Here is a 22,874-nt window from a genome sequence, read left to right as displayed (position 1 = left end):
AACCCCTCAGGCGAGCTGGTTGCGATGGCCGTTCGTCGAAGCGCTTCGACAGTCCCATTCGCCTCCCTCACCTGTCAATGACGCTGCGCCCTCAGGTCGACGAACCGTTCGAAGAAGAACTCGTGCTTGAGGAAGGAGACGTCGTACTCGTGCCCCGGGTACGGCGGAATCAGCTGGGAGGCCTGGAACAGCCGCCAGCCGTCCCGCAGCGCGGCCACCCCCGTCTCGTACGGCGGCTCGTCACCGTCGCCCGTGGTGGGCGAGGTGCGGCCGGTGCCGTCGTAGCGCGACCAGCCGACGACATGGGAATCCAGCGCCGAGCTCGCCAGGTACAGCACGAGCACCTGCTGCCGCGGCACCGGGGCGACGGTGGCGTCTTCGGTGTCCTCCGACGAGGGCGGGGTCGCTTCGGTCGTCATGCCAGGGTCTCCTTCGGCCGGTTGGAGACCCTGGTCACCCAGTGGTCGAGGTCGAAGCCGTCGTCGCCGGTCAGCTCCCGCCACAGCAGGATGCGGTTGTACCGCTCCAGCCGGCCGGTCGCTCCCTCGTACCACGGGAACATGACGTCCAGCTCCGCCGCCACCCGCGGGTCGTGGAGGTCCGAGGTGTCCCACAGACGTCGTTGACGCACCCTGGGATTGAAGCGGATCTTGAACATGTGGCGGACGACGTCGCTGTCGTTGCGCCGGCCGCCGTGCCAGATGCCGTGGTGCAGAAGCACCACCGTGCCGGCCGGGCAGACCAACCGGTCCTGACCGCGCAGGTTCTGGTAGCGGCCGGTGTCCGATTCGTTGATCCGCCGCAGATGGCTGCCCGGCACGCTGAGCGTTCCGCCCATCTCCAGCGTCACGTCCTGCGGGTAGTACATCAACTGCACGTCGAAGGCGTCCGGCCGGACGTCGATGATGGCGTCCCCGTGCAGCGCCTGCGCGGTGCCGCCGCGCGGCTCGCGTGTGTGCACGAAGTGGTGGTCCACCCACGGATCCGGGCCGACCAGGCTGCGCAGGGCCCCTGCCACCCGCGGCAGTTCCAGCAGCCTGCGGACGAAGGAGCCCTTCGCGTACGCGTCGGACAGCGGCGTCCCGTACGGCACCGGCGGCACCCCGTCCGCCAGTACCGTCAGGCCCTCGGCGTTCATCTCCGCCGGAACCACCGCGTCCAACCGCAGCGAGCCGCGCGCCACGAAGCGCGCCATCCGAACCGAGCTCAGCAGTTCTCGCCTGTTCTCCATGACGGCCACGCTAGGTCCGGCCGCCGCGCACCGCGTGGGCCCCGTTCACCCTCCACTGGTCGATTCTCACCACGCCGTCCGCCGCGTCCGTCGACGACCGCGTCCCGGGAGTGGCCGGGTCCCAGGAGTGGCCGGCTCCGCCGTGGTAGAACACGTGCCCATGCAGACGGTCCTCGCCCATCTCGACGAGCCTCCCACTCTCGCCGCCCTCGGGATCGGCGTGCACGGTCCGGCCGTCCGGGTGGACGTGTTCTCGCTGCCTGACCTGTGGCAGCTCCATCTGTACGGCTACGACGCCGACTTGACGGTCGACGGCACCGAGCACACGATCCGCCCCGGGCGGGTCAGTCTCGTGCCGCCCGGAACCGAGGTGCGTTACCGCTACCGGGGCCGCTCCGAGCACCTCTACGCCCACCTCCGCCTGGGCTCGGCGGGCCCACCCCACAGCATCTCCGTGATCCAGGGCGCCGGACCCGAACTCGACCTGCTCACCGCGCAGTTGGGGCAGGCACTGGCCGCCTGGCCGAACACCCCGGCCAGGGCCACCGCCGAGGTGTGGGCCGCCCTGTGGCGGATCGCCCGGCTCACCCCGCCGCGGGAGCCGAGCACCCGGGCCGTGCATCCGGCGGTGGCGGCCGCGACGGCCCTCATCGAGGCGCGGCTGGCGGAGTCCCTGACGGTGCCGGAGATCGCGGAGGCGGCCGGCGTCTCCCACAACCACCTGACCCGGCTCTTCCGCGCCGCCACCGGGGAAACCGTCGTCGGCTACATCCGGGCCCGCCGGATGGAACGCGCACGCCATTTCCTGCGGGCCACCACGCTCTCCATCCCCGCCGTCGCCGCCTCGGTCGGCATCCCGGACCTGCAGGCGTTCAACAAGGCCTGCCGCCGTGAGCTCGGGGCATCACCGCGTGGCATCCGGGCTGCCGGCCCCGCCCCCCGTCGCGACGGCGCGGCTCCGTAGCTCCGGACCACCTGCGGCCCGCCCCGCCTCGACCGGCTCCCGCTCGACCACGCGTTGTCGGCCGTCCCGTACCCGCCGTGACCGAGCGGGCGCGCCGGACAGGGCGGACCTAGGCTGGAACCAGCCGCTGGAAAACGGTCCTGACGAGCACCGCTGTCCGGACGGAGGCGTGGTCGTGGAGATGGCTGCCAAGCAGGATGCCCCGACTGCGACCCTCGTGGTCGACCCGGACGGCATGGTGAGCGGGTGGAGCGAGGGCGGGCGGCTGCTGCTGGGCTGGACGGCGGAGGAGGCCGTGGGGCGGCGCGTGACCGACCTGTGGGTCGACCGCCCGTCCGGCACCCCCGAGCAGCTCGGCATCGGCTCCGACCCCACGGGAGTCGTCCCGCTGCGCCACCGGGACGGTTCCACGGTGGACGCCGTGCTGACGGCCCATCCGCTGCTCGGCGCGGACGGCCGTGCGCGGGGCCACGTGGTGACCGCCCAGGCGTGGGGGCGCCGCCCCGTCATCGCCGACCGGGCCTTCGAGCAGTGCCCCTTCGCTCTGGGCGTCTACGACCCTGAGCTGCGTTTCCTCTGGGTCAACGCCTCCGCGTGCCGGGTGATGGCGCACTCCGAGGAGCAGGTGCTCGGCGAGAAGTACCGCGAGCTGTTCCCCGAGCTGGACGACATGGCGTACACCGACCGGCTCGCCGAGGTGGCGAGGACGGGCGAGCCGGCCCGCCTCATCACCGTCTTCCGCCCGCTCGGCAGCGACTACGCCAACGCCTGGGCCACCAGCATGTGGCCCGTCCGAGATGCCGAGGGCAAGGTCCGCGCGGTCGCCAACTGGGGATTCGACATGAGCGCCGAGTACTGGGCTCGGCAGCGCCTGCTCATCCTCAACAAGGCCGGCGGCGGCATCGGCCTGACACTCGACGTGATCGGCACCGCCCGGGAACTGGCCACGACCCCGGTGCCGGGATTCGCCGACCTCGTCACCGTGGACCTCTTCGACGAGGTGCTGCGCGGGGAGGAACCGCCCGCCGCGTCGGCCCCCGGCGAGACCGTCGTGCTCAGTCGTGCCGCCCGGCACAGCGCGGAGGAGGACGCCGACCGGGCGCCCGGGCCCGCGACGCCGGTCAGCCACGCTCCCGGTTCCGTCGCCGCCCGCTGCATGGCCACCGGCAGGTCCACGGTCGAGCTCGCCGCTCGGCCCGGCCAGGGCGGCGAATGGGCCTTCGGGCCCGGGCTCGCCGCCGACCCGGCCCACTGGCCACCGGGCAACCCGGTGATCGAAGGGGCCATCGCCGCGGACGGGCTGACCGGCAGGATCACCGTGCCGCTGCGGGCCCGCGGCGCGCTGCTCGGCGTCGTCGCCTTCTCCCGTCTCGACCGGCCCGAGGCCTTCACCGCCGACGACCTGATCCTCGCCGAGGAGCTGACCGCCAAAGCCGCCGTCGCCATCGACAACGCCCGCCGGTACTCGCGCGAACGCTCCACCGCGCTGACCCTGCAGCGCAGCCTGCTGCCGCAGAGGCTGCCGAACCAGGAGGCGGTCGAGGTGGCATCCCGCTACCTGCCCGCCGGGACCGGCGCGGAAGTGGGAGGCGACTGGTTCGATGTCGTTCCGCTGTCCGGAGCCCGGGTCGCCCTGGTCGTCGGCGATGTCGTCGGCCACGGCCTGCACGCCTCGGCCGGCATGGGCCGGCTGCGCACGGCGGTCCGCACTCTCGCCGACGTCGACCTGCCGCCGGACGAGCTGCTGACCCACCTGGACGACCTGGTCCTCCACCTCGCCGGCGACCTCCAGCGCGCCGGCGACCTGGAGCCGACCGCCGAGTCCGGCGCCACCTGCCTGTACACCGTCTACGACCCCGTCTCCCGGCGCTTCACGCTGGCGAGCGCCGGCCATCCGCTGCCGTTGATCATCTCCCCGGACGGCACCAGGACACCGGTAGCCGCCCATCCGGGCCCGCCGCTCGGCATCGGCGGGCTGCCTTTCGAGGCCACCGAGCTCGAGCTGCCCGAGGGCAGTCTGCTCGCCCTCTACACCGACGGACTGGTGGAAAGCCGCGAACGCGACGTCGACCAGCGGATCGCCGAACTGCTGCGGGCCCTGAACCACTCGGCCCCCTCCCTGGAGGGCCTGTGCGACACCGTGATGGACGCCATGCTCCCCGAACGCCGCACCGACGACGCCGCCCTGCTGCTCGCCCGCACGCACGCGTTGGACCCCCAGCACGTCGCCGACCTGGTCGTGGATCCCGACCCGGCGCAGGTGCCGCGCGCCCGGAAGTTCGCCGTCGACCAGGTGGACGCCTGGGGTCTGGAGGAGGCGTCGTTCGTCACCGAACTGGTCGTCAGCGAGCTGGTCACCAACGCCATCCGGTACGGGGGGCTGCCGATCAGGCTGCGGCTGATTCGCGACACGTCCCTGATCTGTGAGGTCTTCGACGGCAGCAACACCGCTCCGCACCTGCGCCGGGCCCGCGCCTTCGACGAGGGTGGCCGGGGCCTGTTGCTCGTCGCCCAGCTCACCCAGGACTGGGGCACCCGGCACACCACCGACGGCAAGACGATCTGGTGCGCACAGGCCCTTCCCTAGGGGGTGGGTCCGTCTCCGTGGTCGGGGACGGGGAGGCGCACGCCGGCCCGGAGGGCGGACTGGTGGGCGATGATGCCGGGGAGGGTGTAGCGGGCGGCGGTCCACGCGTGCAGCGGTGGAGGCGTTCGTGTCGTGACCGCGCGGGCGAAGTCGTCGGCGAGGAAGTGGTGACTGCCCTCATGGCCGTTGGGCGCGTGAGCGAACTCGCGCGGGAGTCGGGAGCGGTCGTGGACGGGGGCGGTACCGGAGGCGAAGGCGTCGCGCAGTTCCGGGGCGACGTGGGAGAGCGCCGGGTCGTCCGGGGTCAGGGTGGGTGCGGGGTGCAGGTGCGCGGTGATGTCGCGCTCGCCCTTCTTGTCCTGCCACAGGCTGATCGAGCCGAGTTGTTCGAGGACCGCTTCCGTGCCGAAGTAGCGGAAGCGTGACTCCTTGCCGATGTACCCGACCCTGCGGAACTCGTTCGTGCGGAAGCTGCCGCCACCGGCGACCTCGAACAGGGCGGTGGCGTTGGAGAAGTCGTTGTCGAACCGGCTGATCGCGCGATCGAACACGCCGTCGCCGCGCTCGTCCGGAACGCCGATCGCCGACACGCTCACGGCGTGCGTCTGCCAGGCGCCGAGGACTCCGCCGATCGAGTGCGTGGGGTAGAGCAGCGGCGGGTAGCTGGCGGTGGACTTCCAGTTCTCACCGCCGCTGTACTTGTACGCGTCGTAGAAGCCCCAGTCCATGTCGTGGACGTAGTCGCCTTCCGCGTAGAAGATCCGGCCGAACGCTCCCGCGGCGATCTGGGCGCGCGCGTAGACGGCCGCCGGGTGGTAGTAGCTCGTCTCGCCCATCATGTAGATCCGGCCGGTCTCCTCGACCGCTGCGATGATGTCCGCGATCTCGGCCTCGGTCACGCCCATGGGGACCGCGCTGTACACGTCCTTGCCCGCACGCAGCGCCTGCACGGCGAGGGGGCCGTGGATCCAGCGCTGGGTGAAGAGGGCGATGGCGTCGAGATCGGAGTCGAGCATGTCCTCGAACGAGGGGAGCGTACCGGCGAGGTCGTGCTCGGTGGCGAGTTGCTCGGCGCGCTCCGGGAGCAGGTCGGTGACCTTGATGTCACCGACGCTCGGGTGCAGGCGCCAGAGTGTGGCGAACGAGCCGGCGAACTGGCCGGCTCCGACGATGCCGAGTGAGAACACGCGAAATCTCCATCAGGAACGTAGGAGTGGGTGCGAGCTGGTGCCGGTCGCATGACGGTGCGGGCTGCGGCACTGCTCCACGACGATAGGAACGAGGACACTCGATGTCTGCGCCGTTTCGAAGCGAGAACTTCCTGGATCCTCAGGGTGCTCTGGTCGACGAACCCTCATACCTGCGCGGCTGGTCCGGCCGACCGACGCCGATGGCGGCAGCACACCGGCACGACGACCTGGAGATCAACTTCGTGGCCGGTGGCGGGCCGATGCTCTATCTCCACGGCGGCGAACTCCTCGAAGTCGCGGTGGGCGGCCTCGCCGTGTTCTGGGCCGCGATCCCGCACCAGTTGGTGGCGAGCCGGGCGACGCGCGTCCACTGGCTGCATGTGCCCTTCGACCGGTTCCTCGCCTGGGGGCTGCCCCAACCGCTCCTCGCCCGTGTGCTCTCGGGCGTGCCGATGATCACTCCCGCAGCCCGTGCCGACGCGAGCGATCCGGCGAAGTTCACCCAGTGGGCCGCGGATCTGGCCGCGGGCGACGACGAACCGCGCCGCATCGCGATGCTGGAGATACAAGCGCGCGTCCGGCGCCTGGTGCTTGCCACGGCCGGAGATCCGGCACATCGGCCCGCCGGTGACGATCCGGCCCTGCGCCAGGCGGTGTCCATGGCGCGGTACATCGCACACCACTTCCGCGAGCCGATCACGGTCGCCGACGTCGCCGCGGCGGCGCATCTCCACCCGACCTACGCCATGACCCAGTTCCGCAAGGTCGTGCGTTCCACGATCGGCGACTACGTGAAGCTGTACCGGCTCGCCGAGGCACGCCGGTTGCTGGTGAGCACCGACCTTCCCGCCGGCCAGGTGGCCGCGGCCGCCGGCTTCGGCTCGGTCAGCCGCTTCTACCGGGTCTTCACCGACGCGTGCGGGACCACCCCGGCACGGTTCCGGCACGGACGCGGACTCGGTCGGGTCGAGCGGCACTGAATCGCCCTGCGTCCACGCCTCTCGATCGAAGCGCTTCGCCAGCCATCGTGGGACTGTTTTTCGCGGTGAGGACCCTTGTCTCCCACGAAACCCGTCCGTTAGCTTACGTCTGCAAGTGAAGCGCTTCGACAGTCACCGTATTCCGGTCTGCTCGACACCCCGCACCCGAGGAACCGCCCGGCACCGACCGCGAAAGGGCCGCCATGACCCAGGAACAGGGGACCTTCCACTGGGGGCACGAGGCCCTTGGCCTCGACCTCGTCATCGACGACGCCGGCAGCCCGCGCCTCACGCACCTCGGGCTGCCCGGCGAGGCGCGAAGAGTCCCCGGTGCGTCCCTCCCCCTGGTGGAGGTGACGGCCGCGGGCCACGGCCGCGACTGGTCGGGCAGCCGCCTGATCGGCACCGCTCTCGGCGGGCGGCTGCGTCACCGGTCCCACCGCGCGGCCCGCGACGGCGACTGGCTCGTGCTGACCGTGCATCTCCACGACCCGGAAGCCGGCCTCGTCGCGGAAGTGACCTACCGGTCACCGGACGGCATCCCCGTGCTCCGCGGTGAAGTGACGCTGCGCAACGAAGGGCCGACCACCTTGCACCTGGAGTCGGTCAGCTCGCTCGCGGTGGGCTGCCTCACCCCGCGGGACCCGGCGGCCGTCGACGCCGCCGACCTGCTGTGGGCGGACAACGACTGGCTCGCCGAGTGCCGCTGGCAGCGACAGCCGATGCGCCGGACCACACCCGGCGTCAGCGGACGCGTGACGTACGGGCACGGCAAGGCGGGCTTCGCCCTCAACGGGCGGGGCACCTGGTCCAGTTGCGGGCACCTGCCCATGGGCGGCCTGACGGACCGGCGCACCGGCCGCAGTTGGGTGTGGCAGATCGAGCACAACGGCGGCGGCTGGCGCTGGGAGTGCCAGGAGCACGACGGAGCCGCCTACGCCGCCCTGTTCGGGCCCACCGACACCCACCACGGCTGGCGGCACGCCCTGGAGCCCGGCGCCGTCTTCCGTACCGTGCCGGCCGCGCTGGCCTTCGGCGCCGACGGCGGCCCCGACTCCGCGTTCGCCGCGCTGACCCGCTACCGGCGCGCCCGGCGACGCCCTCATACCGACCACCAGCGCCTGCCCGTCATCTTCAACGACTACATGAACTGCCTGATGGGCGACCCCACCACCGACAAGCTGCTGCCACTGATCGACGCGGCGGCCGAGGCCGGCGCCGAGCACTTCGTCATCGACGCGGGCTGGTACGACGACGGTGACGGCGGCTGGTGGACCAGCGTCGGTTCCTGGGAGCCGGCCGCCTCACGCTTCCCCGGCGAGAAGGGGATCCACGAGGTACTGGACCACATCCGCCGACGCGGCATGGTTCCCGGCCTGTGGCTCGAGCCGGAAGTCATCGGCGTCCACAGCCCCGTGGCCGCGTCCCTGCCCGACGAGGCGTTCTTCCGCCGCGACGGCGTCCGCGTCACGGAGACCGGCCGGCACCACCTGGACCTGCGCCACCCGGCCGCCCGCGGCCATCTGGACCGGGTCGTGGACCGCCTGGTCGGCGAGTGGGGCGTCGGCTACCTCAAACTCGACCACAACATCGACCCCGGCTCCGGCACCAGTGCCCACCCCGGCGAGACCCCGGGCGACGGCCTGCTCGGCCACAACAGGGCGCACCTCGACTGGCTCGACGGCGTCCTCGACCGGCACCCGCACCTCGTGGTGGAGAACTGCGCCTCCGGCGGCATGCGCTGGGACGACGCCATGCTCTCCCGGCTGCAGCTGCAGTCCACCAGCGACCAGCAGAACCTCCACCTCTACGCGCCCATCGCCGCCTCCGCACCCACCGCCGTCACCCCCGAACAGGGCGCCGTCTGGGCGTACCCCCGGCCGGAGGACTCCCTCGACGAGGTGGCCTTCACCATGGCCAACGCGCTGCTCGGCCGGGTTCATCTCTCCGGCCGCATCACCGAACTCGACCGGGAGGCCCGCACCCTGGTCCACGAGGCGGTAGCGGTGTACAAGGCCATCCGCGCCGACCTGCCGCACGCCGTACCGTGCTGGCCACTGGGCCTTCCCGCCTGGGACGACCCCTGGATCGCCCTGGCCGTGCGCACGCCCGCCACCACCTACCTCACGGCCTGGCGCCGCCCGGGGACCGACGCCACGGCGACGCTCCACCTGCCCCACCTGCGGGACACGGCCGCCCGAGTCGATCTGCTCTATCCCTCCGCCGGTCGGGCCGGATCCACCTGGCTGCCCGGCACGGCCGAGCTGAGGCTGACCCTGCCCACCGCGCCGTCCGCCGTCCTGCTCCGCATCACCCCCACGGCCCCCGGCGCTCCCTGACCCCCCCCACCACGCCACGACTCCCTCACGAACCGACGAGAGGACCTCCCGGGTGCCACCACTTCGCCGACCGGACCGACGCTTCGCCAACCCCGTGATCCCCGGCTTCCACCCCGACCCCAGCGTCTGCCGCGTCGGCGACGACTACTACCTGGCCTGCTCCAGCTTCGAGTACTTCCCCGGCGTACCCCTCTTCCACAGCCGCGACCTGGTGCACTGGACGCAGATCGGCAACGCCCTGGACCGGGCGGAGCAGCTGCGTCTGCCCACCTCCATGCCGTCCTCCGGCGGGATCTACGCCCCCACCCTGCGCCACCACGACGGCCGCTTCTGGTTGATCGTCACCAACTGCAGCGAGGGCGGCGGCAACCTGATCGTCACGGCCACCGATCCCGCCGGACCGTGGTCGGACCCCATCCGGGCGCCGGGCGTCCCCGGTATCGATCCCGACCTGGCGTGGGAGGAGGACGGCACCTGCCGGTGCACGGTCGCCGGGGTATCGCAGGTCCGTCTCGACCCGTCCACCGGGCAGACGTACGGATCGCCGCACCGGCTCTGGTCGGGCGGGCCCGGCGCGAAGGCCCCGGAGGCGCCGCACCTGTACCGGATCGGTGACTACTGGTACCTCCTCATCGCCGAGGGCGGCACCGAGCGCGGCCACGGTGTCTCGATCGCCCGCGGCCCCTCGCCCGCCGGCCCGTTCGAGCCGTGTCCGGCCAACCCGATCCTCACCCACCGCGGCACCGACCACCCCGTCCAGAACACCGGGCACGCCGACCTGGTCCAAGGCCCCGACGGCTCCTGGTGGATGGTGCTGCTCGGCGTCCGACCCGGCGGCGGCACGCCGGGCTGGCACGTGCTCGGCCGGGAGACCTTCCTGGCCCCCGTGACCTGGGTGGACGACTGGCCGGTCGTCGGCGAGGTGGCCCTGGACCTGCCCGAGCTCCCATGGCCGCTCTCCCCCGGCCCCGTCGAGGAGCGGCGGGACGACTTCGACCTCGCCGCACTGCGACCGGCCTGGATCTCGCTGCGCGACCGGCCGTCCGAACACTGCACCACCGAGGAGCGCCCCGGCTGGCTGACCCTCCGCGCGCGGGGAGGCTCCCTGGACGAGCCCGACGTGGTGTTCACCGGCCGGCGCCAGCAGCACCTGGCGTGCCGGGCGCGCACCCTGGTCGATCCCTCCGACGGGCGCGGCGGCCTCGCCGTCCGGCTCGACGAGCGGCACCACTACGCGATCGAGGTGTCCGGCACGGAGGTCCGGGCCGTCGCGCGCGTCGGCTCCCTGCGCACGGTCGTGGCCGCGCGGTCCGTGCCCGCCGGGCCGGTGGTCCTCTGCGTCACCATCACGGAACCGCCGACTCCGTACGGACCGTGCACAGGACCCGACCTCGTCTCCCTCGGCGTCGAGCAGCCCGACGGCACGGTCACGGAGCTCGCGACCCTCGACGGCCGCTACCTGTCGACCGAGGTCGCCGGCGGCTTCACGGGCCGGGTCATCGGCATGTACGCCGCGGAAGGCACCGTCCGCTTCGACTGGTTCGACTACGAGCCCCTCGACGTCTGAACGGAGGGCCTTGCCGTCACGAATCGAAGCGCTTCAACCGCGATGGACAACGCGGTGTGCTGAAGATAAGGTCGGTTTACGTGTAACGCAGGAGCGGCAGTACGCTCACTGATCGAAGCGCTTCATTGGGCTGGGAGAACTGGATGGTAACCCTCGCCGAGGTCGCCCGGCACGCCGGAGTGTCGGCGAGCACGGTGAGCTATGTCCTCAGCGGCAAGCGGCCCATCTCCGCGGCCACCCGGCTGCAGGTCGAGCAGAGCATCCGCGAGCTGGGATACCACCCGAACGCGGGCGCGCGGGCGCTGGCCAGCAGCAGGTCGAACATCATCGCGCTGATGGTCCCCCTGCGCACCGACATGTACGTGCCGGTGATGATGGAGATCGCCATCGCGGTCGCCACGACGGCCCGGACGTACGGGTACGACGTACTGCTGCTGACCGGCGAGGAGGGTCCCGAAGCCGTCCGTCGCGTCACCGGAAGTGGGCTCGCCGACGCGATGATCCTCATGGACGTCGAACTCGACGACGAGCGGTTGCCGTTGCTGCGCGGCGCCGACCAGCCGTCCGTGCTGATCGGACTGCCCGCCGACACCTCGGGACTGACCTGCGTCGACCTCGACTTCAGGGCGACCGGCGCGTTGTGCGTCGAGCAGCTGGCGACGCTCGGCCATCGCGACATCGCCGTCATCGGCGAGGCCCCCGCGGTCTACGAACGGCACACCGGCTTCGCCGAGCGCACTCTCGACGGACTCCGTTCCCGCGCACGGGAGTTGGGCGTCAGGGTGTTGCACCGGCCCTGTGGCGCCGGCTACGACGCGATCGCCGCCGTCCTCACCCGCGTCCTCGACGAGCGCCCGGGGACCTCCGGGTTCGTCGTGCAGAACGAGCAGGCGGTCGAGCCCTTGCTCGCCCTGCTGCGCCGGCAGGGCCGCGCCGTCCCCGAGGACGTGTCGGTGGTCGCGATCTGCCCGGAACAGGTGGCCGTCCAGGCCTCGGTGCCACTGACGTCGGTCTCCATCCCCGCGCAGGAGATGGGCCGGCAGGCGGTGGAGCGCCTGGTCGCCAAGATCGAAGGTCGGGACACCGACGACGTCTCGCTGATCGCACCCGAGTTGACGGTGCGGGCGAGTACGGGATCAGCACCCTGACGCTTGGCCCGGTGAGACGTACGGGGGCGGTGCGACCGTGACGGCGGGCGCCCCGCCGGCCCTCGTCCCGCAGTACCTGCGGGACGGCACCACAACACACCGCGGGCCGAGGTCGACCCCGCCCGAGGAGAAGGCGGGATGGACCTCGGCCCTGGTGTTCGGGTCAGCCGCCGTTGATGGTCAGGTTGTTGGTACGGAAGTCGAGTCCGCCGGAGGACGAGGTGATCTCGTAGCCGAACTGGACGTCGCCGATGGTCTCGTTGCCGGGCATCCAGCCCTTGGTGTAGGCGATCCAGTTGAGGATCGGCTTGACGTTCACGGTGCCGGAGTGGGAGTCGGACGTCCGCAGGAACGAGAACACCTGGTTCGCCCCGTTGGTGCCCTTGTAGACGTTCCAGTTGTGGCCGCCGAGGGTGACGTTGCCCTGATGGCTGCCGATCGGGCCTACCGCTCCGTTGTAGTTGACCCAGAGCATGATCTCGTATTGGTGGTCGGTGTCCCAGATGTCGTACGACGTGTTGTACGCGCCGGACGACGGGACGCTGACGTTGTAGTTGCTGGTGAGCCAGCCGAGCGAGTCGATCGTCTTGTTGATCGTCTTCGTCGCGTTGGGGTAGGACTTGATGCCGCCGGTGTTGGGGTGGTCGGCCCAGACGCCCCAGTCGGTGCCGGAGTTGGCCCAGACGCACTGGCTGCCGGCGCCGGACCCCCAGATGTTGTTGTAGAGCCTGTAGCCGTCCAGGCTGGTGCTGCCCCAACGGTCGCAGGAGCTCCAGACCGCTGCCGAAGCGGGGGCGGAGGCCAGGCCGACGGTGGCACCGAGAGCCATCGTCGGCGCCAGCACCGCCATGGTGACCTTGCGCAGCTTGCTCGTGACCATGGTGTCCCTTCCATGGGTGGGGGGGAATTGTGCGGGGGGTGCTATCACGACCCCCTGACTGAGGACGTGGTCACGGCCGGAGCACCGCCACGCCGTAGCGGCCGAGGGTGACCCGGTCGGTGACGGACGTCCCCGTGAGGAGATCGTGGTGAGTGCCGGGCACCTCGACGGTCACCGGCTCGCGGCCGTGGTTGAGCACGAACAGCGCCTCGCCCCGGCGGACGGCCTCGACCTGTTCGGGGAGGCCGTCGAGCACCGGCCGGACGCCGGCGGCGGAGGCGATCCGGGCCAGCAGGTCGCGCAGCGCTTCCGGCTCCGGAAGCGTGGAGACGTACCAGGCCCGGCCCTTGCGCAGGACGGCGGGCAATCCGTCGAGTTCACCGCCCTGGTACGGCACGGTCTCGTCGGCGGAACCGTCGGCCTCCAGCTCCTCGGACCACAGGGACGCCCTGAAGCCCTCGCAGGCGACGGACTCCCCCGCGTCCAGCGGCCACCACTCGTGCAGGGTGCGGATGCCGAACAGCTCGCGGAGCCGGGCGTCCATGCCGCCGGGGCGTACCCGGTCGTCCTCGTCGGCGACGCCGGTCTGGAAGCCGCAGACGAGGGTGCCGCCGTGGCGGACGTAGGCGAGGAGGTTGTCGATCGCCGCGTCGGTGAGCGCGTAGAGCTGTGGCACGACGACGACGGAGTACGGCGTCAGGTCGTGCTCGGGGTGGGCGAAGTCGGTGGTGAGGTGCGCCTGCCAGAGGGCTCGGTGCCAGGCGCGCAGGACGTCCGGGTAGTCCACCTGGTCGGACAGGCGGCCGTCCTGGGATCCGGCCCACCAGGCGTGCCAGTCGTGCAGGACCGCGATGTCCGCGGTGACGGTCCGGCCGGCCGTCTCGGCGGCGATCCGCTTCAGCTCCGCGCCGATCTGCTGGACCTCCTGGTACGTCCGGCCCTCCTCACCGGCATGGCTGACCATGCCGGAGTGGAACTTCTCCGCGCCCTGCCGGGACTGCCGCCACTGGAAGTAGCAGACGGCGTCGGCACCCCGGGCCACGGCCTGCAGGGACCAGAGCCGGTTGAGCCCCCGGGGCTTGGGGTGGTTCACGCCCCGCCAGTTGACGGGACCGGCGGCCTGCTCCATGAGCATCCACGGCCCGCGCGCCTGGGAGCGGGTCATGTCCTGGACGAGGGCGCCGCTCTGGGCGCCCAGCGGGTCGCGCGGATCCGGATAGATGTCGACGGAGACCACGTCCTCCTCCTCGGCCCAGCGCCAGGCGTCCTGGCCCGTCCACAGCGGCATGAAGTTGCTGGTGACCGGGGTGTCCGGGGTGTGGCGGCGGACGATGTCCCGCTCGGCGACGTAGCACTCCAGGAGCATGTCGGAGGTGAAGCGCCTGAAGTCCAGCACCTGGGTGGGGTTGCGCATGTAGTGGGGCAGGCGGGGCGGCAGGATGCCGTCCCAGCTGTCGTAGCCCTGGCTCCAGAAGGCGGTGCCCCAGGCCTCGTTGAGGGCGTCGAGGGTGCCGTACCTCTCGCGCAGCCAGCGGCGGAAGGCTGCGGCGGCCTCGTCTCCGTGGTCGAAGGTGCAGTACTCGTTGTTGATGTGCCACATCGTCAGCGCCGGGTGGCCGGCGTAGCGGGCGGCGAGGTCCTCGGTGATGGCGGCGGCGTAGCGGCGATAGGTGGCGCTGGAGTGCGAGAAGTGCTGCCGGCCGCCCCACCACTCGGTGCGGCCGTCCTCGGTGACGGGCAGGGTGTCCGGGTGCAGCCGGCCCATCCAGGGCGGGGGCGAGGCGGTCGGGGTGGCGAGGACGACGCCGATGCCGTTGTCCCGCATCAGATCCATCAGCGTGTCCAGCCTGCGGAAGTCACGTGCGCCCGGCGCGGGTTCCAGCGTCGACCAGGAGAAGACGCCGAGGGTGACCGAGTTGACCCCGGCCGCTTTCATCAGCCGGACGTCCTCGTACCAGGTCTCCTCGGGCCACTGCTCCGGGTTGTAGTCGCCGCCGAAGAGAAGGCGGCCGCGGGTCGCGTCGCTCAGGCCGGGCATCAGACGGGCTCCCCGTACTGCACGCCGCGCCCGTTGGTACCGAGGTAGACCCGGCCGTACACGCGCGGATCGCCGGTGACGACCCGGCCGATCCAGCCCCACTGGTGCTGGTCGTCGTTGATCCGCGCCCAGCTCCTCGCCTCGTCGTCGGAGCGGTGGACGGCGTTGGGGCCCGAGGTCGCGCCGACCATGTAGATCGCCGGGTAGGTGGCGCCCGGGGCGGCCTTGCCGAAGCCCAGGGTGTGCGCGGACCGGCAGCTGCCGACCTTGGTGAAGGTGGCGCCTCTGTCGGTGGAGCGGTACAGCCCGGCCTCCTTCGCGCTGAGCCACAGGTCACCGGAGCGTCCCGGTGCGGCGGTCAGCTGGAACTGCGCGTCGCCCGAGGGCAGGCCGGTGGCCGTGGTGGTGAAGGTCAGGCCGCCGTCGGTGCTGGCGTGGACCGCGCCGGTGGTCGTGTCGTAGGCGTAGAAGAGCGTCGGCTCCACGGGATCCGCGACCAGGACGGCGCCCTTCGGTACGGAGGTGGCCTCGGACCAGGTGGCGCCGTTGTCCGTCGAGCGGTACGCCGGGTGGACGGTGCCGTTCGAGGACCCGAGGGACCACAGGAGCACACTGCCGTCGGCGTTGGTGACGATCGGGCCGGGCGCGTCCTTGGCGGCGGCCGGCTGTGACGCGAAGGGCGACCAGGTCTGTCCGCCGTCGTCCGACCACGCGCCGTTGGCGCTCCCGCTCCAGCCGGTGCGGACGACGTACGAGGGCCGGGCCGCGGCCTGGGCGAGTCCCGTCGTCGAACCGAACACGGGGTTCGACGCCATGCCGCGCGAGGGGGATGCCGTGAGCGACTCGTGGTACATCACGCCGATGTCGCCGTTGCCGCTGATCAGATGCGCCTCTCCGACCGGCGGTGAGATCAGATGGAGGACGGCGGTCTCCTCCAGGCCGCGGATCTGCGGCGCCCAGCGCCTGAGGTCGCGCGTGCCGTACAGGGTCGCGCCGGTGCCGTAGACGACGTGCGCGGAGTCGAACGGGTCGAGGCCGAGGGCCTGGATCCACCAGCCGAACTTGGGCTTGTCACCACCCCACTTGAGGTAGGGGGTCTCGGAGACGTCGAAGACGGCCGCGTCCTTCAGGGATGTCCAGGTGCGACCCCCGTCGGTGGACCGGGAGACGGTGTCGATCTCGGCCCAGCGGTTGTTGGTGGACACGACGAGCGTCCCCGGCCGCCGGGCGTCGACGGCGACGCCGCCGTAGCCGAAGGCGTCGGTCCCGCCGTCGCCCGTCACCCCGCCGGGTTTCACCGGGGTGACCTCGGTCCACTTCCCGTTCGTCGTCAGCAGCTTGTGCACGCTGCCGTCGGACTGACCGTTGGGGCCGGGGGCGTTGGCGTACGTCACGTACAGCTCGCGGGTGAGACGGTCGTACGCGGCGCGGATCGGCACCTTCGCGGCGGTGCCCGTCGGCTGCCCGGGGACGGGCTCCCAGGTCTTTCCGTCGGACGTGCGGTACAGGTTGGGGCGGTCGGAGGTGCCGTCGGAGTCGCCCCAACCGGCGTAGACGGTACGGCCCGCGGCGACGAGGAGGGTGATGCCCTGGCCGGTGGCGCTCGGGGTGGCGGGGAAGGCGGCGGGTTGCCACGTGGCGCCCCGGTCGGTCGACTTGAGCAGCCCGTCGTGCCGGGTGCCGAGCCAGAGCGTGTCGCCGTTCCGCGGGTCGACCAGGAGCCGTTCACCGCATCCGCGCCCGTCCTCGTTGGCTCCGAGCTTCACGGTGAGGTCCGTGCGCTTCCAGGTGGCACCCCGGTCCTCGGACCGCAGCACGGCCCCGTTGCCGGCCCAGGGCTGCGTGTACGTGCCGAGGGCCAGGTACAGCCGGTTCCGGTGGGTCGGGTCGACGGCCATGGCCTCGACGCCGAGGAGGTTCCAGTCGTCCCAGCCGAGGTGGTCGGTCAGCGGGATCCAGCGGTCGGTGCGGTCGTCCCAGCGGTAGGCGCCGCCGATGTCGGTCCTGGCGTAGGCGAGCCCTCGTACCGTCGGGTGGAACAGCACCCCGCTGATGAACCCGGTGCCGCCCATGACGGCGCCGCGCCACCGGTAGCCGCTCTCGGCGGCGGCCGAGGGGGCGGCAGAGAGGGCGGCCGAGGGGGTGGCGGCCCGCGCCTGCCCCGGAACCACGGGCAGGGAGACGGCCGCGGCGGCGGCAGCGGAACCGGCGAGAACGGAGCGCCTGCTGAGGTGGAACGTGCTCATGACATACCTCGGTCCTGAGACGAAAGGGGGAGATGGAGCGGGGATCAGGGGCGCGGGGCGCCGTGTCGACGCGCGGCTCCGCCGCGTGGGCACGTTCGGAGGACGTCAGCCCTTGACGGCTCCCGTGAGCATGCCCTTCTTGAAGTGCCGCTGGACGAACGGGGAGGCCACCGCGACCGGGATCAGCGCGAGGACCATGACAGCCATCTGCAGTCCCAGGGAGGAGAGTTGGCCGGTGCGGACCGCCTGCTGGAGGCCGGTCGGCGCCTCGGTGTTCTTCTGGACCAGCTGGATGAGCACGTTCTGCAGCGGCATCATCTGCTGGTCGCTGAGGTAGATGGACGCGTTGAACCAGGCACTCCAGTACCCGACCGCGTAGAACAGCGAGATGACGGCCAGCACCGCGCGCGACAGCGGCATGACGATGGTCAGCAGGATGCGCGTCTCACCGGCCCCGTCGATGCGGGCGGACTCGAGGAGTTCGGGTGAGATCCCCATGAAGAAGGCCCGCAGGACGAGGATGTTGAAGACACTGACGGCACTCGGCAGGATCAGCGACAGATAGGTGTCGGTGAGGCCCAGCGACTGCACGAGAAGGTACGTCGGGATGAGGCCGGCCCCGAAGAACATGGTCGCCATGATGGTCATCAGGAAGAACCGGTGGCCCAGACTCCCCGGCCGGGACAGGCCGTAGGCCGCCAGCACCGACACCGTCATCGAGAACAGGGTGCCGAAGAGCGTGACACCGACCGAGACCATGATCGCCCGGCTGACCTGGCCTCCGCTGAGCAGTTCCGTGTAGTTGACGAAGGTGATGCCCTCGGGGATCACGACGAGGCCGCCGGCCCGGTCGATCACGGGTTTCGGGGAGAGGCTGGTGACGATCACGATCCACAGCGGACCGAGCACCCCGAGACAGCAGAGCACGAGGAAAGCGCCCTTGGCGGTGAGTCCCGCCCTGCTCGGCGGCTCCTCCCACACCGGGCGGGCGGGAGCCCTGAGGCTGCGGATGAGCCGCGTGTCGAGGCTCACTTCTTGTACACCCCCTGTTCGCCCAGCAGGTGCGCGAACTTGTTCGCGCCCAGGACGAGACAGACGCCGATGAGTCCCTTGGCCAGGCCGACCGCGGCCGCGTAGCTGAAGTCGCCGTTCTGGATGCCCATGTTCCACACGTAGGTGTCGAGGACCTCGCTGGCCCCCGCGCCGACCGCGTACCGCTGGAGCAGGAACTGCTCGAATCCGACGCTCAGCGCGTCGCCCACCCTGAGGACGAGGAGCAGGGCGATCACCGGACGCAGCGCGGGCAGCGTGATGTGCCACATGCGTCGCCAGCGCCCCGCGCCGTCCATGGCGGCGGCCTCGTACAGGTCGGTGCTGACGGCGGACAGCGCCGCGAGGAAGACGATGATCCCCCAGCCGGCGTCCTTCCACACGGCCTGCGCGGTCACCAGATACTTGAAGAGGTCCGCGTCGGTCATCAGGTCGAAGCCGCTCCACCCGTGCTTCTCGAGGGTCTGCGCGATGATGCCCGCGCCGCCGAGGATCTGCTGGAACACGGTGACGACGAGGACCCACGAGAAGAAGTGCGGCAGATACATGATCGCCTGCGCAACGGCCCGCACCCGGGGCCGGATCACGCTGTTGATGACCAGCGCGAGGACGATGGGGACGGGGAAGAACAGCACCAGTTGGAGCCCGAACAGGACGATGGTGTTCTTCGTGGCGCTCCAGAACAGCGGGTCGTCGAGCATCCGTGAGAACTGCTCCACGCCCACCCACGGGCTGTGGAAGACCGCCGTGATGCCGTTGTCGGTCACGTACGGGTCGTAGTCCTGGAAGGCGACGACGTTGCCGAGCAGCGGGACGTAGTTGAAGAGCAGGAGCAGGGCGATGACGGGCGACGTCATCAGGATGAGCGGGCGGTCGCGGCGCCACCGGACCCGGAAGGGGACCTTGCCGGCCTTGCGGGCCCTGCCGGCCTTGCCGGCCCCGCGGGCCGTGCGCGGCACGCTCTCCTTCACGGTGGCCGCGGCGACCGCGGACGTCGGCTCCTCGACGGCCGCGGGGGGACGCGTCCCGTCGGGCCTCCTCCCGGCCGTGACGGACATCAGTTGCCGCTGCCGTTCTTGTCGAGGAGCTCCTTGTACCAGTCGCGCAACCTGTCGCCGCCGGAGGTCTTCCAGGTGGAGATGGCCTGCTGGATGTCGGAGAGCTTCTTGTTGCCGCGTACGAAGTCGATCTCCAGCTGCTCGAACTGGCTGGAGAGGGTGGCGTATCGGGTCGGCTCGACGATGTTCATGCCATAGGTGGACGTCTTCTTGACGAAGGCACCCTGCCGCTGCTGCCACTCGACCTGCAGGCGGGCGATGTGGGGGAGGTCGGGGTGGGCGGTGTAGGGAGCCGGCGCCGCCAGCAGCACCCAGGCGTTGTTCACCTCCTGGACGCCCCGATCGTTCTTGACCGGCGCGCCGTTTCGGACCGTGTAGTGGGTGCCCTCGACGCCGTAGTCGACGAACATCCGCTCCCTGGTGCCGTAGGGTGCCGCGGCGAAGTCGGCGGCGGCCAGCGCGTTCTCGACCGTCTCCTTCGAGGCGCCCTTGCGGATCATCGACCAGATGCCGGCGGGCTGGCTGGGGTACAGCGTCGGACTGCCGCCGTCGGCGCCGAAGTAGTCCATGCCGTGGATCTCGAAGTCCGGGTTGGAGTGCGCCTGTTCGGTGGTCTTGCCGTACCAGGAGGACATGTCGTTGTTGTAGACCAGGATCTGCCCGGAGCTGAACCGCTGGCCCGGGTCGCCCGTGTTCGCCTTGTCGTCGGGGTGGACGACGCCCGCGGCGAACAGCTTGCGGACCCACTCCAGATGTTCGAGGTACTCGGGGTGCTCGATGCGGTACGTCAGCTTGCCGTCGTCCCCGATGTTCCAGCCGAGCGACCCGGCGGGGCGGACACCGAAGAAGCCTGCCGCCGACCACCTCATGTCACCACAGGCCCACACCTTGGCCTTGGCGCTGGTGGCCTCCTTGGCCCAGGCGAGGAACTCGTCGGCCGACCGGGGAACGGTGTAGCCCTTCTTGTCGAAGATGTCCTTGCGGTAGAAGGGCACGATGTTGGGCACGGCAGCGGCGGGCATCGGGATGCCGCGCAGCGCGCCACCGAAGATGCTCATGCGCCAGGAGTCGGTCGGGATCGCGGCCAGGTTCGGGTACTTCCTGACCTTGTCGCCCGCCAGGTAGGGGCCGAGGTCCATGAACTTCGCGGTGACCGCGCTCGAGATCTTGCCGACCAGTTCCCAGCTCGGCACGACCACCATGTCGGGTATGGAGCTGGAGGCGAGAACGGCACCGAGCTTCTCCCCGTAGGTGTTGCCGTCCTGGTTCTGCCAGGTGATCCTGGTGCCCGCCGCGGCGTCGAGCGTCGTGTAGTACGCGCACCCGGGCTTCGGCGGGGTGCCCCAGAGCGGGGCCATGATCTCGATGGGAGCGCCGGTGCCGAGCCTCGTCGGGACCGAGGAGGCGAGGGTCGCGAGGTCGACCTTGCCGGTGTAGCCCGCTGACGAGCCGTTCTTCGACGGAATGTCCGGCTTGACGATCGTGCTGGCGACGTAGGTCGGGAGCAGCTTGTCCGCGGCCTTGCCCGACGTGGCGCCCTCTCGCGACCCGCCGCTCCCCGAATCGCTGCAGGCGGTGAGGAGCGGCATCCCCCCGGCCACCGCTGCGGTGGCGACCGCCGTGGAGGCGAGGAAGCTTCTCCGGCTCAGTCCGGAGGAGGCGGCATTCGGCGTCATTGCGTCAACCCTTCGTGGCGCACCCGGACACCCGGCGGTGAGCCGTCGGCTGCGGTGTCGTGACTGGAACTGGCTGAGCTGAAAGCGGACATCCGACCACTGCGACACAAAGGCGCAGTCGAAGCGCTTCGATGTTGCAGTGAGGTTAAGTGAACACCCAAGGGCGCACAAGAGTCGCTTCCAAGATTCCTCCGAGGAGGAGACGACTCCCGGCCGCCTCCCCAAAGGCCCGGGCGCACGATGCCGCCGCTCTCTTGACACGTGTCCTGTGGCCTGATGAGCATCGAAGCGCTTCAAGCGCATCTGCCGCTCCATCGTGAGGGGATCCCACGTGTCCGCACATCCGCCGTACACACCTCTGCCTTTCCGCGATCGGCAGCTGCCGCTGGCGAAGCGCGTCGACGACCTCCTGTCGCGGCCTCGGCCGGAACCTTCCTGCACGTTCCGGAGGCGGACGCCGGGGAGGAGGTGCGCGGCGCGGCAGGCGCCCTCGACCCTGCGCTGCTCGCGGGCCGGACGGACCTGCCGCCGCTCACCACCGAGGCGACCGGCACCGAGTTCTCCCTCGTCGACTGGGGCGAGGGCGTGCTGACCCTCCGTGCCCCCGACGGCCGCTATCTCTCCGTCGCCGAGGACGGCCGTGTCCGAGCCTCCGCCGACCGGCCCGGAGGCTGGTTGGTCCAGGAGACGTTCCGGCTGGAACCGCACGAGAACGGCCACCTCCTTCGGCACATCGGTACGGGTCGCCCCCTCTCTGTCGCCGCCGACGGCCTGAAGGTTGCCGACGGGAACGGGGAGATCTTCGAGATCGTCGTCGTCGAGAGCGGCGAGGACGCGGTGCACAGGGTCGCCTCGCAGGGGGACGTGGTGGTGGTGGTCGCGGGCAAGGATCCCCACATCAACGGACGCGAGACCGAGGACCGTGCGACCCTGGCCCTCCCCGCCCACCAGGAACGCCTCCTGCGCGCGGCCCGCACGGCCAACCCGAACACGGTGCTGGCGCTGGTCTCGGCGTACCCGTACGCGGTCGATCACGCGGAGGTTCCGGCGCTGCTGTGGACGGCCCACGGCGGCCAGGCGGCCGGCAGCGCCCTGGCGCGGATCCTGGCGAGCGACGTCTCCCCCGCCGGCCGCCTCCCGCAGACCTGGTACGCCGACGACTCCGACCTGCCCGGTCTCCTCGACTACGACGTGATCGGCAGCCGCCAGACGTACCTCTGCTTCGAGGGCGAGCCCCTCTTCCCGTTCGGCCACGGCCTGTCGTACGCGTCCTTCTCCTACGGGGGCCTCACGGCTCGCGTCGGGGACGGGACCGTGCACGTGACCTTCCCGGTCGCCAACACCGGCGACGTCGTCGCGGACGAGGTCGCCCAGCTCTACACCCGGGCCGCGGAGCCGTCGGTGCCACGCCCCCGCAGGGAACTGGCCGCGCACCGGCGTGTGACGCTCGCGCCCGGCGAGGTCACGGAGATCGCCTTCCAAGTGCCGTTGTCCGCCTTCGCGTTCTGGGACGTCGCTCGGGGACGTCACCGGGTGGCCCGCCCGCCATGACCGGCCGGGGGACGGACGGCTCGCCGTCGAGGCCGACGGTCCGGGCCAGGCGGATGTCCTCGCTGGACGCGCCGACGAGGATCTCGTAGAGGCCCGGCGGGCCCTATGACTACGCCATGGTGAGCGCCCCCGTCGTCGTCGCGGCCGGTGTGCACGACGTCCGCCTCGGACTGCGCGGCCCGGTGCGCCTCGCGCGCGTCGCCTTCGCCGACTCAGGGCAGCAACCCCCTGGGCAGGCCGTCGAAGCGCTTCACTCGATCGAGTGACCGAAGTGAGGAACGTCTTGCGTGGCAAAGAAGCAGATCCCCAAGGGAGTCCGCTTCATTGCCGGGCATTGACACCACCTCTGTGGGGTGGCAGCGTCGAAGC

The 22,874-nt window shown here is 71.1% G+C and carries 16 protein-coding genes and 1 pseudogene; 8 read left to right on the top strand and 9 right to left on the bottom strand.

Annotated features, from left to right (window positions below):
• Positions 1-74: 74 nt before the first annotated feature.
• On the bottom strand, positions 75-419 hold the full coding sequence (locus tag ACFY7C_RS16435) for a hypothetical protein (RefSeq protein ID WP_389650126.1): 345 nt from the start codon (positions 417-419) through the stop codon (positions 75-77).
• Positions 416-1,231, bottom strand: coding sequence for a phytanoyl-CoA dioxygenase family protein (locus ACFY7C_RS16430; protein ID WP_389650123.1), 816 nt, complete (start codon positions 1,229-1,231; stop codon positions 416-418). The genes ACFY7C_RS16435 and ACFY7C_RS16430 overlap by 4 nt, the downstream gene beginning before the upstream one ends.
• 160 nt (positions 1,232-1,391) lie before the next feature.
• Here ACFY7C_RS16430 and ACFY7C_RS16425 point away from each other — a divergent pair, with 160 nt between their 5' ends.
• Both ACFY7C_RS16425 and ACFY7C_RS16420 read left to right on the top strand, forming a co-directional pair.
• On the top strand, positions 1,392-2,195 hold the full coding sequence (locus tag ACFY7C_RS16425) for a helix-turn-helix domain-containing protein (RefSeq protein WP_389652679.1): 804 nt from the start codon (positions 1,392-1,394) through the stop codon (positions 2,193-2,195).
• A 181-nt stretch (positions 2,196-2,376) separates the two neighbouring features.
• Positions 2,377-4,782, top strand: a complete 2,406-nt coding sequence (locus ACFY7C_RS16420) for a SpoIIE family protein phosphatase (protein ID WP_389650120.1) — start codon at positions 2,377-2,379, stop codon at positions 4,780-4,782.
• On the opposite strand, the gene ACFY7C_RS16415 is transcribed toward ACFY7C_RS16420, so the two are convergent.
• Positions 4,779-5,969, bottom strand: coding sequence for a Gfo/Idh/MocA family protein (locus ACFY7C_RS16415; RefSeq protein ID WP_389650118.1), 1,191 nt, complete (start codon positions 5,967-5,969; stop codon positions 4,779-4,781). The genes ACFY7C_RS16420 and ACFY7C_RS16415 overlap by 4 nt on opposite strands.
• A gap of 104 nt (positions 5,970-6,073) precedes the next feature.
• Here ACFY7C_RS16415 and ACFY7C_RS16410 point away from each other — a divergent pair, with 104 nt between their 5' ends.
• The 4 genes from ACFY7C_RS16410 to ACFY7C_RS16395 all read left to right on the top strand — a co-directional run bounded on the left by ACFY7C_RS16410 (position 6,074) and on the right by ACFY7C_RS16395 (position 12,006).
• Entirely contained in the window at positions 6,074-6,952 is an 879-nt protein-coding gene (locus ACFY7C_RS16410) for a helix-turn-helix domain-containing protein (protein ID WP_389650115.1), read from the top strand.
• A gap of 203 nt (positions 6,953-7,155) precedes the next feature.
• Positions 7,156-9,291, top strand: coding sequence for an alpha-galactosidase (locus ACFY7C_RS16405; RefSeq protein ID WP_389650113.1), 2,136 nt, complete (start codon positions 7,156-7,158; stop codon positions 9,289-9,291).
• Between the two features lie 52 nt (positions 9,292-9,343).
• The gene (locus ACFY7C_RS16400) at positions 9,344-10,858 is read left to right on the top strand and encodes a glycoside hydrolase family 43 protein (protein WP_389650110.1); all 1,515 of its coding nucleotides are present in this window, start codon (positions 9,344-9,346) and stop codon (positions 10,856-10,858) included.
• 143 nt (positions 10,859-11,001) lie between these two features.
• Positions 11,002-12,006 (top strand): LacI family DNA-binding transcriptional regulator, encoded by a 1,005-nt coding sequence (locus tag ACFY7C_RS16395; protein WP_389650108.1) that lies wholly within the window; start codon positions 11,002-11,004, stop codon positions 12,004-12,006.
• A gap of 163 nt (positions 12,007-12,169) precedes the next feature.
• On the opposite strand, the gene ACFY7C_RS16390 is transcribed toward ACFY7C_RS16395, so the two are convergent.
• The 6 genes from ACFY7C_RS16390 to ACFY7C_RS16365 all read right to left on the bottom strand — a co-directional run bounded on the left by ACFY7C_RS16390 (position 12,170) and on the right by ACFY7C_RS16365 (position 20,954).
• A complete protein-coding gene (locus tag ACFY7C_RS16390) occupies positions 12,170-12,886 on the bottom strand; it encodes a hypothetical protein (RefSeq protein WP_389650105.1) in 717 nt (238 codons plus the stop codon).
• Positions 12,887-12,956: 70 nt separating this feature from the next.
• On the bottom strand, positions 12,957-14,924 hold the full coding sequence (locus tag ACFY7C_RS16385; RefSeq protein ID WP_389650103.1) for a beta-galactosidase: 1,968 nt from the start codon (positions 14,922-14,924) through the stop codon (positions 12,957-12,959).
• A complete protein-coding gene (locus ACFY7C_RS16380; RefSeq protein ID WP_389650100.1) occupies positions 14,924-17,170 on the bottom strand; it encodes a 1,4-beta-glucanase in 2,247 nt (748 codons plus the stop codon). The genes ACFY7C_RS16385 and ACFY7C_RS16380 overlap by 1 nt, the downstream gene beginning before the upstream one ends.
• A gap of 105 nt (positions 17,171-17,275) precedes the next feature.
• A complete protein-coding gene (locus ACFY7C_RS16375) occupies positions 17,276-18,202 on the bottom strand; it encodes a carbohydrate ABC transporter permease (protein WP_389650097.1) in 927 nt (308 codons plus the stop codon).
• Entirely contained in the window at positions 18,199-19,278 is a 1,080-nt protein-coding gene (locus ACFY7C_RS16370; RefSeq protein ID WP_389650095.1) for an ABC transporter permease, read from the bottom strand. The genes ACFY7C_RS16375 and ACFY7C_RS16370 overlap by 4 nt, the downstream gene beginning before the upstream one ends.
• Positions 19,278-20,954, bottom strand: coding sequence for an extracellular solute-binding protein (locus ACFY7C_RS16365; RefSeq protein WP_389650092.1), 1,677 nt, complete (start codon positions 20,952-20,954; stop codon positions 19,278-19,280). Before ACFY7C_RS16365 ends, ACFY7C_RS16370 begins: the two co-directional genes overlap by 1 nt.
• Positions 20,955-21,374: 420 nt before the next feature.
• Here ACFY7C_RS16365 and ACFY7C_RS16360 point away from each other — a divergent pair.
• Positions 21,375-22,490, top strand: a pseudogene (locus ACFY7C_RS16360) (glycoside hydrolase family 3 C-terminal domain-containing protein); the annotation flags it as partial.
• 131 nt (positions 22,491-22,621) lie between these two features.
• Entirely contained in the window at positions 22,622-22,771 is a 150-nt protein-coding gene (locus ACFY7C_RS16355) for a hypothetical protein (protein WP_389650090.1), read from the top strand.
• The last annotated feature ends 103 nt before the right edge of the window (positions 22,772-22,874 follow it).

This window comes from Streptomyces sp. NPDC012769, from assembly GCF_042901205.1.
In the GTDB taxonomy this organism is placed as follows: Bacteria; Actinomycetota; Actinomycetes; order Streptomycetales; family Streptomycetaceae; genus Streptomyces.
Note: the sequence above shows the minus strand (reverse complement) of the source record. Positions and strands in the feature narration are given on the sequence as shown.